Genomic DNA, 13,243 nt, shown 5'->3' on the forward strand with positions numbered 1-13,243 from the left:
GATATTTATGAAATTCTTTACTCAACTAAAAGCTTACTTCAATACTCAATGTTTATGTTTAATCGTAGCGGCGGGTTTCATCAATACATTTGCCATTGCTCAGCAATACGATTTGATTATCAAGAACGGGCGAATCGTTGATGGTTCGGGTAATCCGTGGTATGTGTCAGATGTGGCCATTAAAGATGGTAAAGTAGCAGCAATAGGCTTTTTTCAGACAAATGCCGCCACACAAATCATTGATGCGAAAAATCAGATAGTATGCCCTGGTTTTATAGATGTTCATACCCACGTAGAAGAAGGTATTCGGGCAGTACCAACGGCTGACAACTTTATTCATGATGGCGTAACAAGCGTAATTACAGGCAATTGTGGGTCGTCGGAGGTTAATCTGGATAAGTTTTTTGAAGAACTTAAACAGAAGCAGATAAGCGTTAACTTAGGTTCATTAATTGGGCATAACTCTGTCAGAAGGCAGGTCATGATGAACGTATTCCGTGACCCCACGCCCAAAGAACAACAACAAATGGAGCAACTGGTTGAGCAGGCCATGAAAGACGGTGCCGTAGGGTTAGCCACAGGCTTGATTTACATACCGGGTACCTACGCCAAAACACCCGAAGTAGTAGCTTTAGCCAAAGTAGCAGCAAAATCAGGCGGTATTTATGCTTCGCACATCCGCGACGAAGGGGTAGGGGTAAAGAACGCTATTAACGAAGCCATTAATATCGGCCGGGAGGCTGGAATTCCGGTAGAAATTTCGCACTTTAAGATTTCGAGCAAGCCACTTTGGGGGCAAAGTAATGTAACTATCAGTCTGGTCGAAAACGCCAGACGCGAAGGCATAGATGTAAATGTTGACCAATACCCATATACCGCCAGCAGTACAAATATGGGAACTATGCTACCCTCATGGGCTTTAGCTGACGGAGATTCGATGGTGCATGTGCGGCTTACTAACCCTGAAACACGCAAAAAAATACGGGACGAAATGATAAAAAGTGTAAAAGCTGATAAAAGAAAAAACTATGACTATGCTTTTGTGGCACGTTATAGAGCCGACTCGACCATGAATGGAAAAAACGTAAGTGAAATAAACCAGTTATTAGGCAGAAAAGATAATCTGGCTACCGAGGCAGATTTAATTATGGACATGGTTGATAAAGGCGGCGCACAAATGGTTTTTCATAAAATGAGTGAAGACGATGTAGCAAAAATACTTAGGTATCCTAACACCATGATTGCCTCAGATGCAGGTGTAATTCAGTTTAACAGAAATATGCCACACCCGCGTGGCTATGGCTCTAATGCCCGTGTATTGGGCAAGTATGTTCGCGAGAAACAGGTGCTTACTTTAGAAGATGCCGTACGCCGCATGACCTCTTTACCTGCACAGAGGTTCAGAATTGATGACAGAGGCTTAATAAAATCAGGGTTTGCTGCCGATATAGTTATTTTTGACGAAAATAAAATAAATGACAAGGCTACTTACGAAAAACCACATGCCTATTCGGAAGGAATTGATTATGTGCTGGTTAACGGAGTAGTTGTGTTGGAAAACGGAAAACACACCGGAAAAAAAGCAGGCCAAATAATTTACGGAAAAGGCAAAGTTATTAATTAAGCCGTGGGTCTATCGGGTAGTTAGATAAGATTTTGTATTCGCCACCCATACGTTTAAGAACAGCACGCCAGAACTGGTCGGTAGGGGTATCAAAAATAAAAGAAGCATCAGTTTCTGAAATTATCCATGAATTGCGGTTTATTTCATTGGCTAATTGCCCTGCCGACCAACCCGAATAACCTACAAACAGGCGTATGTCTTTTTCGGTTATTTTGCCGATATTTATCAGGGTTTTAATACTGTCAAAATCGCCCGACCAATAAATGCCATTGCCTATATCAACAGCTCCGTCTATCTCATGGCCTAGTCTATGAATAAAATGGAGGGTGTTTTGTTCAACAGGGCCTCCTATATGTAAAGGCAAGTCGCTGTATACATTATCAATTACATCGTCTAAGTTCAGGTTAGTCCGTTGGTTTAAAACCAGCCCGAACGACCCCTGATTATTATGTTCGCATAGTAATACTACGCTACGTTCAAAGTTCGGGTCGCCTAAAAATGGTTCAGCAATCAATAATTTCCCTTTTCCCGCTGTCATAGTACACAATTGTTTAAAAAATGAACGCCTGATTTTTATTTTCTTCTGCTCAATACCTGCCTTTGGCTTCTCTGAAAGCCTCATAAAAATAGAAGATTTCAAAATAACGAAAAAACAATTTCTTAAAAAACTTCTGTTGGAAGTTTAAAAACTTTCTGTTATATTGCCTTGCAAATACATAAACCGCTAATCTTAAATGTTGTATGGGCAGGAAAGTTTTAGTTTTGAATGCCGATTATAGTGCATTGAGTATTTGTACAGTTCCTAAGGCTTTTACTTTAGTATTCCTTAATAAAGCAGAATTGGTGTCTGACTCCCAGAAAGGTTATCTTCGCACCGTTGATACCACTTATCCTCTCCCCTCAGTAATTCGCCTCCATCGTTATGTAGCTTTGCCCTATAAAGGCGTTATGCTCAGTAGGCAGAATGTATTTAGGCGGGACGGCAATAAATGTGTATACTGCGGAAGCCACGAAGACCTCACCCTCGACCACGTAACTCCGAAATCAAAGGGTGGCAAAACAAACTGGGATAATCTCGTTACTGCTTGTCGCCGCTGCAACTCCCGAAAAGGCGACCTCTCCCCCGAAGAAGCAAAGCTCTCTCTCTCTCGAAAACCTTACAAACCTTCCTTTATTATGTTCCTTCGCGATTTCGCAGGCTCCATTGAAGAGAACTGGGTGCCGTTTCTGGGCATAAAAGAATAAATCATTCAGGAAGAGAGGTAGCAAGCACGCATAAGTACGGAATTTATTCTTTAAAACTTATGTTTGATAGTCTATAAAACAAGTAGATTATTGTTAAGTTTGTAAAATAAATAACCAAATTATATGCTCGATTTGCTTAAACAACCCTGGCACTGGTCAGTAGCTGGTGTTATTATTGGTCTTTTTGTCCCCTTATTATTAATAACAGGTAACAAAGCACTTGGTATTTCTTCTTCTATGCGGCATATATGCGCCGCTATTTTACCTGCAAAAATTCCTTATTTTAAATATAACTGGAAAAAACAGAGCTGGAATCTGATTTTTGTGTCTGGAGTTCTGATAGGAGGTTGGATAGCTTCACATTTATTAGCTAACCCCGAACCTATCAAAATTGCCGATACTACTAAAACTTACCTTCAAACGCTAGGCATTCAGGAGTTTGGCGCATTAGTGCCTACCGATTTATTTAGCTGGGAAGGGCTTTTCACGCTCAGGGGATTTATTTTTATAGTAGTTGGTGGTTTTCTGGTTGGTTTTGGTACCCGTTATGCAGGAGGCTGTACGTCGGGGCATTCTATTATGGGTTTGTCAAACCTTCAGTTACCGTCGCTTATTGCCACCATTTGCTTTATGGTAGGCGGTTTTATTGTTACTTGGTTAGTAATTCCTTATTTATAATTTTAATGCCATGAAAGAAGTAAAAGACATAGATACACTTGATTTTGAGACACGGAATCAGCCCGAAGAAAAAGCAGAAAAACAAACCTTAGCCAGCCAGCTTAAATACCTGTTACTGGGTATAGGATTTGGTATTGTGCTAGTAAAAGCCGAGGTAATATCATGGTTCCGTATTCAGGAGATGTTCCGGCTTGAGTCATTCCACATGTATGGTGTTATTGGCACAGCCGTAGTTGTGGGTATTATTTCGGTACAAATTATTAAACGATTTAATATGAAGAGCTTAAGTGGTGAGCCTATTAAACTGGAAGCCAAGCCGTTCAGTAAAGGTCAGATTTATGGCGGATTGCTATTTGGCTTTGGTTGGGCATTAACAGGGGCTTGTCCGGGGCCAATTTATGCACAGATAGGGACGGGTGTTAGCGTTTTTATTATAACCCTGTTGAGTGCAGTTGCAGGCACATGGTTCTATGGATTAATCAGAGAAAAACTTCCTCATTAAAAGAAAATATAATTTAAAGTCAAAAAAATATAATAAAAAGCGAATATATCGGTAGTAATGTATTGAAATGCTTCTTTAATTTGCCTATTCATTATTCAATCCGAAATACTCATGAAAAAATTATTTTTGTTGCTAATGTTGAGTCCAGCGATTGTTTTCGCACAGACCAAAGAAGTGAAGCTGGTCAGAGACGACGCCAATAAAAAAGTAAATGTTCTGGTAGATGGTAAACCTTTTACGGCTTATTTTTATCCGGGCCCAGATGTGCTTAAAAAACCAGTTTTGTATCCGGTTCAAACCTCTAAAGGAACCCTTATTACGCGTGGTTGGCCGCTTGACCCTCGTGCAGGCGAAAGAGTTGACCACCCGCACCACGTAGGTATCTGGCTTAATTATGAAGATGTAAACGGCCATGATTTCTGGAATAACTCTAATACACCACCTAATCCTAAAGGTACGTATGGCACTATTGTGCATACGGGTATCAAGTCAGTGAAATCGGGTAAAAATAAAGGTACGCTGGTGGTAACAGCTAACTGGCTGGACAAAGACGGCAAAGTAATGCTAACCGAAGAAACTACTTATACTTTTCAGGGTACTGCCAATCAACGCATTATTGACAGAGCCACAACTTTAACTGCTGCCGACAAAGAAGTAGTATTTAAAGATGTAAAAGATGGTATGTTTGCTATTCGTTTAGCACGTCAGTTGGAGCATCCGTCAAACAAAGCTGAAGTTTTTACCGATGCCAGCGGCGTAGCTACTAAAGTTCCTGTGCTTGATAACACGGGTATTACGGGAAGCTACCGTAACAAAGAAGGAGTTGAAGGGGAAGATACTTGGGCTAAACGTTCGGAGTGGATAAACCTGAGAGGGCAAATTGGCGACGAAAAAATATCAGTAGCTATCATAGACCACCCTAAAAACGTAGGGTATCCTGCTTACTGGCACTCACGTGGTTATGGTCTTTTCTCGGTGAATCCGCTTGGGCAAAAAGTTTTTTCAAATGGCAAAGAAACCCTGAATTTTACATTGGCACCTAAGCAATCAACTACTTTCCGTTATCGTGTAGTAGTAACGTCAGGAGAAGTTTCTGACGCAGAAATGAATAAATTAACGGCTGATTTCAGTAAATAAATTGTAATTAATAGCATAAAAAAAATCATTGCGCCAACGGGCAATGATTTTTTTTATGGTTTGTGCCAGAACTTATAAACTTAATAAAGCACCTGTGCCGTTTACATCAGGGAACACAGGGCGGCCTTTGTCCAGATACACACCCGTAGCAGGGTCGTTCGAGATAAGAATAGAACCATCCATATCAACGTAATCGAGCAAGGGTAATAGCTGGCCAATAGCCGAAATACCAATACTGGTTTCGGTCATGCAGCCACACATTACCTTCATGCCTAATGTGCGGGCTTCGGCAATCATTCTTCTGGCAGGCGTAATACCGCCACATTTGGCCAGTTTTACGTTAACGCCATGAAACTTCCCGAAACATTTTTTTACATCTTCTTCCAGAATACAGCTTTCATCGGCTATGAGAGGCAAAACAGAGTGTTTCATTACTTCTTGCATTGGCTCGTACGCTCCTTTTTCCATAGGTTGTTCAATAAATTCAACACCTAATTTGCTGAATTCAATCGAATTCTGGATTGTTTCCTCTACACCCCATGCACAATTGGCATCAACTCTGAAAATGGCATCGGTATGTTTGCGGAGTTCTTTTACAATGTCTACATCGTGGTTAGTTCCTAATTTGATTTTATAAATCGGGAAATCAAACTCTTGCATTTTTGATACCATTTTGTCGATAGTATCAATACCGATTGTATAATTTGAGTACGGAATGTTGTTGAGTGTAAGCCCCCATATTTTATATAAGGGTTGTCCTTGTTTTTTGCCCCATAAATCCCACGCCGCCATGTCGAGTGCGCAATGTGCAAAAGGATTGTCTTTTAAATGAGGATACATTAAAGCCCAAAAATCTTCGGGATTTTGCAAGTCATAATTTTCTATAATAGACTGATACTGGCTTAGCTTGTCTCTCATTCCTTCGGCAGTAACGCCATAGTAGGGGATAGGCGTAGCTTCGCCAAAACCACTCAAGGGTCCATCCTGTAATTCTACAATAAAGGCATCAATGTCATCTCTTGAGCCGTGGGCTATGGTAAAAGTATGCCGCATTTGCAGCGTAAGAATATGGAATTTTAGTTTCATTGATGAAATGTAGGCTGATTCCAGCAATTAATAGTATGGTACATTTATAAATTCACTAATTCACTTCCTCGGAGAATTGGCACTACATCGTACAAGTCTCTTTGTAAGCAATAGGCAATATCTTTATGAATACCCAGATTCTGTAATCGTCTGATATGTGACGAGTTAGCCAAATAGCCAATTAAATCGTCTTTGGCTTGTTGAAAAAGACGTAACGACATAATTGCGCTGTCTTCTGCCACAAAATATTCGTCCTGAACGGCATCAATCAAAGCACCAGCAAAGAGGGTGTCTTCAATGTTTACACGGCCTTTCCAGCCAGCGCAAAGCACTAGTACATCATACGGCTGGGTTTTCAGGTAATTTACTATGGCATTCAGGTTTAAGAATGCGCCCGCTAATACTTTTACAGCCGATGCCTTCGCTTTTGTAATAGAGTAAGTGCCGTTTGTGGTAGTCATGGCAATTTTTTCACCTATGAGTTTTTCACTCATGTAACTAAACGGTGAGTTATCCAGTTCAAAGCCATCTACCTTTCTGGCGTTTCTTTCGGCGGCAGCAATATAGCCCATTTCCTGAAGTTTCTTGCACTCTTCTACGGTTTCTACGGGAATAATGCTTTTTACACCATAGGCAAACGCTGTTACCATGCACGAAGTAGCACGGAAAATATCGGCTATGATTACAATGGAATTATCAATACTATGCAGGTGTAATAAATCGGGTGTTAGGCAAACGTCAATGTTTTTCATTAAATGATTGAGAAAAAAACAGAAAACCTGCTGACGGTTTCTGAATAAACCTTGAGACTAAATTTTGGCAAAGATGCCAAAAAATGCTGTAAAAGCCTATTAAAAACACTAAATTGCAGCCATAAAAAACCAATAAATGATTTCTATAATAGTAGCAGTTGCCGAAAACGGAGCCATAGGGAAAGACAACCAGTTGTTATGGAGGCTCTCGGCCGATTTAAAGCAGTTTAAGGCTTTAACCACAGGGCATGCCATAATTATGGGCAGAAAAACCTTTGATTCGATAGGCAAGCCTCTGCCCAACAGAACTAACATTGTTGTGAGCCGCCAAAAAAGTGTTTCGGCTGATGAAGCAGTGCTGGTGGCTAGCTCCTTGCAGGAAGCCATAAAGCTGGCTTATCAGGTAAAAGCTGATGATGAGGTTTTTATTATTGGCGGCGGAAATATTTATGAGCAGGCTCTAGAACTGACCGACAAGATTTATCTGACCGAGGTAAAAGCAAATATTGAGGGTGATACGTTTTTTCCGAAACTGAAAGCCGATGAATGGAAAGAGGTAGCACGGCAGGCTTATGAGAAAGACGAAAAAAACGATTACGATTTTGAGGTGATAACCCTCGTGCGGAAATAATAAAAAAGCCTGACATTTGTAGTTGTCAGGCTTTTTTATCAGGCTTTTAACTGTGCAAATTCTTTGGCAAAATAACTGAGTATTATTTTTGCTCCTGCCCGCTTAATGCTTAGTAATAATTCATACATGGCTTTTTGCCCATCGAGCCAGCCGTTTTGTGCGGCGGCTTTAATCATGGCATACTCGCCCGATACGTTATAGGCTGCTATGGGCAAAGGGAAATTATCTGACATGGTTTTAATTACATCCAGATACGCGAAAGCAGGTTTTACCATCAGGAAGTCGGCTCCTTCTTCCATATCCAGTTGGCCTTCAACTAGTGCTTCCCGAACGTTGGCGGGGTTCATCTGATATGTTTTTTTGTCTCCAAATTTAGGGGCTGAGTCGAGTGCATCACGGAATGGGCCATAAAATGCACTGGCATATTTCACCGAATAAGACATAATACTGATATTGGTAAAGCCTTCGTCGTCGAGTAATTCACGGATATAGCCTACACGCCCGTCCATCATGTCGGACGGCCCCAGTATATCGGCCCCAGCACGTGCCTGTGCCAATGCCATCTTGCCTAATACATCGAGGGTTTCGTCGTTCAGAATCTGCCCGTTTTCTACTACGCCGTCGTGGCCATCACTACTGTATGGGTCCATGGCAATATCAGTCATGAGGGCTAAGTCAGGAAACTTATTTTTAATTTCGCTTAAGGCTTTCAGGTAAAGAGTACCTGTTTTATGGCTTTCAGTAGCATATTTGTCTTTCTTTGACTCAGGATAATTCGGAAACAGACAAATAGATTTAATACCTAAGTCGGTTACTTCTTTGAGTTCTTCCAAGAGGTTATCTAACGAAAAGCGATAAATCCCTGGCATTGATTTTATTTCGCTTTTAATATTGGCTCCTTCCATTACAAACATCGGAAAGATAAAATCATTGACCGAAAGTGTAGTTTCCTGTACTAAATCTCTGATAGCAGCACTTTTTCGGTTTCTTCGCGGGCGATGAATAAGCATGTGTATGTAAGTGATAAAATCCGGTAAAAAATTAAAAATTTAAGGCATCAAATCCCTTAAAATGACCGTTCATTGCAATAAGTTCTTTGGCACGTTCTACTTCTGATACGATAGGTAAAATTCGTTTAAGGTGTGTAACGAGTACCTGTTGGCGTTGCGCTTCGGAGGCAACCGTTAGCAACTCATATTCTTCACTAACCGAAAGCCCTATTTTGTGGGCAATTCTGTAACTGAAAGGCTGGTATTCTGGTCTGTTGTAGTCGACTTTTATTTTTAATAACGCATAAAGTCTGTTAACGAGGCTTAGTAAAATCGGGTTTATGGTTTCGTTGAGGTCTTCGTTTTCAATAAAGACAACCTCGCCTCCTGCATAAAGTTTATCAGGAACCGGATTCTGAAAATCAGTAATTCTGAAAATTCGTAAACCTTTAGTTTTAATATCCATGCGGCCATCACCATAGCGTTTTGAAAGCTGGGTAATGTGCACTTCGGTTCCGTATCCGGCCAGTTTATTGTTAACAAAAGTCGGAATCCCGAAGGTAGTCTGGTTTTCGAGGCACTCGTTAATCAGTTCTTTATAACGAGGCTCAAAAATATGAAGATTCAAATCTTCGTGCGGGAAGACTACCAGATTTAGAGGGAAAAGAGATAAGAAACTCATATAACTACTAAGTTTCGGTGCATTGGCTTATAATTAAATAACCCAATGCCTGCAATTATTGTTTCGGTGCAACAGGTTTTTCGATACTGATACCCACCGACATAATGTAAGGCAGTGGGTCCTGACGCATATATTGTTTGAGCTTAATAGTGTATTTGCCCTTTTTAGGAAACTTATACGCTTTGCTCGAAATAATTTTGCTATCAAAAATATCTCCTAAACCTTTGCCCTGTGGTTTACCTGTTTTAGGGTCAAAAAGAATTACCTGCTCAAGTGTGTTGCTCAGTAACTTATTATCAGGCCCATAGATATAACGCGTCAGGTACAGGTTATTATAGGGGTATTGTGAGGCATTTCTGACCAAAAGATAAATATCATAAGGAATGGTTTCGTCCTGTATGTCAAAAGTGAAAGATGGTACATCCTTGATATACCATTTGGTGTCTTTGAAGTCTACAAAAGACTTATAGACGGCGTTACTTTCGCATGAAAGAACTGAAAAACATAATAGGAATCCTAAAACGAGGTTTTTCATTAAATATATATTTCGGACGTTTTTAATTGCGTCGATTGTTGTTATTCTGGTTGTTTTGTTGGGGTGTGTTCTGCGGCTGACTCCCTTGCGGAGGTTTGTTTTCCGCCTGAGGTTTGCCTGAGTTTCCTCCCTGATTGTTGGGTTTGCCCTGATTTTTAGGAGGGTTATTCTGTGGTTTATTTCCTCCCTGATTGGGTTGATTCCCTTGTTTCGGCCCCTGATTATTATTTTTATTCTGAGGCTGATTCCCCTGTTTCTGGTTATTGGGCTGTTGGTTTCCCTGCTTTTGCCCGTTGTTTGGGTTTTGCTGTGGTTTGGGATTCTCGGTTGCCTGATTAGCCTGTTTCGGGGCATTATTCTGGTTGTGTTGCCCCTGATTATTATTTTTATTCTGCGGCTGATTCCCCTGCTTTTGGTTATTGTTAGGGTTTTGCGGCTTCTGATTATTATTTGGGTTGTTCTGGCCCGAATTGCCTTGCTTCTGGTTGTTCTGTGGCTGATTCCCTTGTTTTTGATTATTATTCGGGTTTTGTGGCTTCTGATTATTATTTGGGTTGTTCTGGCCCGAATTACCTTGTTTTTGATTGTTCTGTGGCTGGTTGCCTTGTTTTTGGTTATTATTGTGGGCTTTAGCTTCAGATTTATTGTCTTTTGCTGAATTATGGCTGTTCTTTTTGCTCTTGTCTGTATATTTTTTGTCCAGACGGTCCAGATCAGAGTTTTTCGGTGAGTTTTTGTCTGTGGCAATACTATCTGGCAAGTTCAGGTCTTCGAGCGAACTAGGCGTTAATCCTCTTTCATTCATTTGCATAATTTCAACGACCTTATGAATCGGGAGCGAATGCCAGTTAATATCGTTATTATAGCTGAACCACATAATCCGACGGAAAATGTCAGTTTTTTGTAAAACGGCAATTCCTTTTTCGGTTTTAAGGGGTTTTTCAACCGTAGGAATATCACTTAGTGCATCCAGATAGGTTTCAAGTTCGTAGTTGAGGCAGCATTTCAGACGGCCACATTGCCCTGAAAGTTTTGCAGGGTTCAACGATAGGTTCTGATAACGGGCTGCTGAGGTAGGAATCGCCCTGAAATCGGTTAGCCATGTTGAGCAACACAATTCGCGCCCACATGAGCCAATGCCGCCCACACGTGCTGCTTCCTGACGCAGACTAATCTGCTTCATTTCGACACGAATCTTGAATTCGGCTGCTAAAAGTTTGATTAACTCACGGAAATCGACACGGTCGTCGGCCGAGTAGTAAAACGTAGCTTTGGTATTGTCTGACTGAAACTCAACGTCAGACACCTTCATTTGAAGTTTAAGTTCTTTGGCAATTTCACGTACGCGATACATGGTAGGTAAGTCGCGGGTGATAGCCTGCTGGTGTTTTTCGATGTCTTTTTCCTGCGCAACTCTCAGGATTTTTCTGATGTTTTCATCATCCTGAATGCCTTTTTTTATCATTTGCAAGCGTACGAGTTCGCCTTGTAGCGAAACACTACCTATATGAAAACCCGTTTGCATTTCGCAAAGCACGAAATCGCCAGTATAAAGTTCAAGGTTATTTACGTTTCTGAAATATTCTTTCCGGCCACCTTTAAACTTTATTTCCACTATGTTATAACGCATTGACATTGGCACTTCCATGTTTGAAAGCCAGTCAAAAGCATTCATTTTATTGCATCCACCTGTTGAGCAGCCTCCTGACGAGCACCCTGCCACAGTTTTATGGTTCGATTTTTCGGTTCTATCCAAGGCCTTTACTGCTCCGCAGCCACCTGATGAACATTGTCCACAGCCCATATCCTCTTTATTGTAATGAGTAAATTATTTAGTTAATCATGATTGAAAACTCAATCATTTAGTTGAGTATTTATTTCTTTCCAATAGTTCAAGAAATAAATATATCCGGCGAAATATCTTTACTAATACAGGCAAAAGAGATATTTTAACTCATTAAATACTTTATCTGGTACTGATTTATAGATAGTTTTATATATTCAGCTAATATGAATCTTAGTGGTTTCTATTTTAATAAGTCTTAAATATCTTCTTTTTCACCTTTTAAATATTTTAAAAGGTCTTTTCCTATATCTTTTCTGAAATATTTTCCGTCAAAGATAATATTTTTTGCTAATCGTTGTGATTTCTGACGGGCAGAATTTAGTGTGCGTGCCATTGCTACCGACACAATTACTCTGCCGCCGTTGGTTAAAACTATGTCGCGCTCGGCCAATCTGGTGCCTGCATGAAAAAGTATAGTATCTTTTTGTGGTTTAGGAATCACCATGATGTCGCCCTTTCTGTAATCTTCGGGGTAGCCTTTCGCTACTACCACCGTCGCAATAGCCGCTTTTGCATGAACAGCTAATTTTATTTTGTCCAGCTTACCTTCGGCAGTAGCTTTCATGAGTTTCACCATATCGGTTTTAATTCTTGGCAGTACTACTTCAGTTTCGGGGTCACCCATTCGGGCGTTATATTCAATTACATAAGGTTCGCCTTGTACGTTCATTAATCCAACGAAAATAAAGCCTACATATTTGATTCCTTCGGCCTGTAAGCCTGTAAGTGTAGGTTTAACTACTTTTTCTTCTACTTTCGACAGAAAAGCCTCATCGGCAAATGGCACAGGTGAAACGGCACCCATACCGCCTGTGTTCAATCCTTTATCACCATCGCCAATACGTTTATAGTCTTTGGCTTCGGGCAGAATTTTATAGTTTTTTCCGTCAGTTAATACAAACACCGAAAGCTCTATTCCGTTCAGGTACTGTTCAACTAAAACTTTGCTACTGGCATCGCCGAATTTAGCTTCGGCCAGCATTTCGTGCAGGCTTTGTCGGGCTTCTTCGTGGGTTTCTGCAATAATTACCCCTTTGCCTGCCGCCAGACCATCAGCTTTCAGTACAATAGGTAACGATTGTTGCGCCAGATAAGCCAGCCCTTCCTGAAGGGTGTCTTTTGTAAAAGTTTGTGAAGCCGCTGTCGGAATCCCATACTTTTGCATAAAGTTTTTAGAGAAGTCTTTGCTGCCTTCCAGTTGTGCGCCTGCGGCGTCGGGGCCAACAATCTTTATTTTTTTCAGGGATTTATCTTTTCTGAAAAAATCAACAATGCCTTTTACAAGAGGGTCTTCAGGCCCTACAATAACCATCTGAATATTATGCTCTTTTACTGCTTCGGCAATTTTAGTAAAATCACTTACGGCAATTGGTAGGTTTTGGGCTATTTTTGCTGTACCGGCATTACCGGGTGCAACAAAAAGCTGTGTACAGTTTTTGGATTGAGTAATTTTCCATGCAAAAGCGTGCTCACGGCCACCAGAGCCAATAATCAGAATATTCATTTAATCTAAAATTTGGTTTTAAAAGGGCAAAG

At 40.7% G+C, this 13,243-nt stretch carries 14 protein-coding genes; 6 read left to right on the plus strand and 8 right to left on the minus strand.

The features are described from left to right. Window positions 1-7: 7 nt before the first annotated feature. Window positions 8-1,624, plus strand: a complete 1,617-nt coding sequence (locus tag WAA15_RS22425; protein WP_337045087.1) for an N-acyl-D-amino-acid deacylase family protein — start codon at window positions 8-10, stop codon at window positions 1,622-1,624. Here the strand turns inward: WAA15_RS22425 and WAA15_RS22430 are convergent. After that, on the minus strand, window positions 1,617-2,162 hold the full coding sequence (locus WAA15_RS22430) for a YqgE/AlgH family protein (protein ID WP_337045148.1): 546 nt from the start codon (window positions 2,160-2,162) through the stop codon (window positions 1,617-1,619). The two genes, WAA15_RS22425 and WAA15_RS22430, sit on opposite strands and share 8 nt — an antisense overlap. 203 nt (window positions 2,163-2,365) lie before the next feature. On the opposite strand from WAA15_RS22430, the gene WAA15_RS22435 reads away from it, so the two are divergent. The 4 genes from WAA15_RS22435 (at window position 2,366) to WAA15_RS22450 (ending at window position 5,186) form a co-directional block, all read left to right on the plus strand. Next, window positions 2,366-2,869: an HNH endonuclease gene (locus tag WAA15_RS22435; RefSeq protein WP_337045088.1), complete on the plus strand. Its 504-nt coding sequence runs from the start codon at window positions 2,366-2,368 to the stop codon at window positions 2,867-2,869. A 123-nt stretch (window positions 2,870-2,992) separates the two neighbouring features. After that, window positions 2,993-3,547, plus strand: coding sequence for a YeeE/YedE family protein (locus tag WAA15_RS22440; protein ID WP_337045089.1), 555 nt, complete (start codon window positions 2,993-2,995; stop codon window positions 3,545-3,547). A gap of 10 nt (window positions 3,548-3,557) precedes the next feature. Continuing rightward, window positions 3,558-4,049: a DUF6691 family protein gene (locus tag WAA15_RS22445; RefSeq protein ID WP_337045090.1), complete on the plus strand. Its 492-nt coding sequence runs from the start codon at window positions 3,558-3,560 to the stop codon at window positions 4,047-4,049. Between the two features lie 111 nt (window positions 4,050-4,160). Next, window positions 4,161-5,186, plus strand: a complete 1,026-nt coding sequence (locus WAA15_RS22450; protein WP_337045091.1) for a PmoA family protein — start codon at window positions 4,161-4,163, stop codon at window positions 5,184-5,186. A 72-nt stretch (window positions 5,187-5,258) separates the two neighbouring features. On the opposite strand, the gene WAA15_RS22455 is transcribed toward WAA15_RS22450, so the two are convergent. Beyond that, a complete protein-coding gene (locus WAA15_RS22455; RefSeq protein ID WP_337045092.1) occupies window positions 5,259-6,272 on the minus strand; it encodes a dipeptide epimerase in 1,014 nt (337 codons plus the stop codon). A 44-nt stretch (window positions 6,273-6,316) separates the two neighbouring features. Then, window positions 6,317-7,024 (minus strand): 2-phosphosulfolactate phosphatase, encoded by a 708-nt coding sequence (locus WAA15_RS22460; protein WP_337045093.1) that lies wholly within the window; start codon window positions 7,022-7,024, stop codon window positions 6,317-6,319. 136 nt (window positions 7,025-7,160) lie between these two features. On the opposite strand from WAA15_RS22460, the gene WAA15_RS22465 reads away from it, so the two are divergent. Then, window positions 7,161-7,655: a dihydrofolate reductase gene (locus WAA15_RS22465; protein ID WP_337045094.1), complete on the plus strand. Its 495-nt coding sequence runs from the start codon at window positions 7,161-7,163 to the stop codon at window positions 7,653-7,655. A gap of 38 nt (window positions 7,656-7,693) precedes the next feature. Here WAA15_RS22465 and hemB read toward each other — a convergent pair whose 3' ends face one another. The 5 genes from hemB to purD all read right to left on the minus strand — a co-directional run bounded on the left by hemB (window position 7,694) and on the right by purD (window position 13,211). Continuing rightward, window positions 7,694-8,665, minus strand: a complete 972-nt coding sequence (hemB, locus tag WAA15_RS22470; protein ID WP_337045095.1) for a porphobilinogen synthase — start codon at window positions 8,663-8,665, stop codon at window positions 7,694-7,696. Between the two features lie 31 nt (window positions 8,666-8,696). Beyond that, window positions 8,697-9,326: an LON peptidase substrate-binding domain-containing protein gene (locus WAA15_RS22475; RefSeq protein WP_337045096.1), complete on the minus strand. Its 630-nt coding sequence runs from the start codon at window positions 9,324-9,326 to the stop codon at window positions 8,697-8,699. Window positions 9,327-9,381: 55 nt separating this feature from the next. After that, window positions 9,382-9,861, minus strand: coding sequence for a gliding motility lipoprotein GldH (locus WAA15_RS22480; protein ID WP_337045097.1), 480 nt, complete (start codon window positions 9,859-9,861; stop codon window positions 9,382-9,384). 22 nt (window positions 9,862-9,883) lie between these two features. Continuing rightward, window positions 9,884-11,665, minus strand: coding sequence for a regulatory iron-sulfur-containing complex subunit RicT (gene ricT / locus WAA15_RS22485; RefSeq protein ID WP_337045098.1), 1,782 nt, complete (start codon window positions 11,663-11,665; stop codon window positions 9,884-9,886). Between the two features lie 238 nt (window positions 11,666-11,903). Next, complete coding sequence (gene purD / locus WAA15_RS22490) at window positions 11,904-13,211, minus strand: phosphoribosylamine--glycine ligase (protein WP_337045099.1); 1,308 nt, start codon at window positions 13,209-13,211, stop codon at window positions 11,904-11,906. Window positions 13,212-13,243: the final 32 nt, after the last annotated feature.

The organism is Emticicia sp. 17c (assembly GCF_037153985.1).
GTDB lineage: Bacteria > Bacteroidota > Bacteroidia > Cytophagales > Spirosomataceae > Emticicia.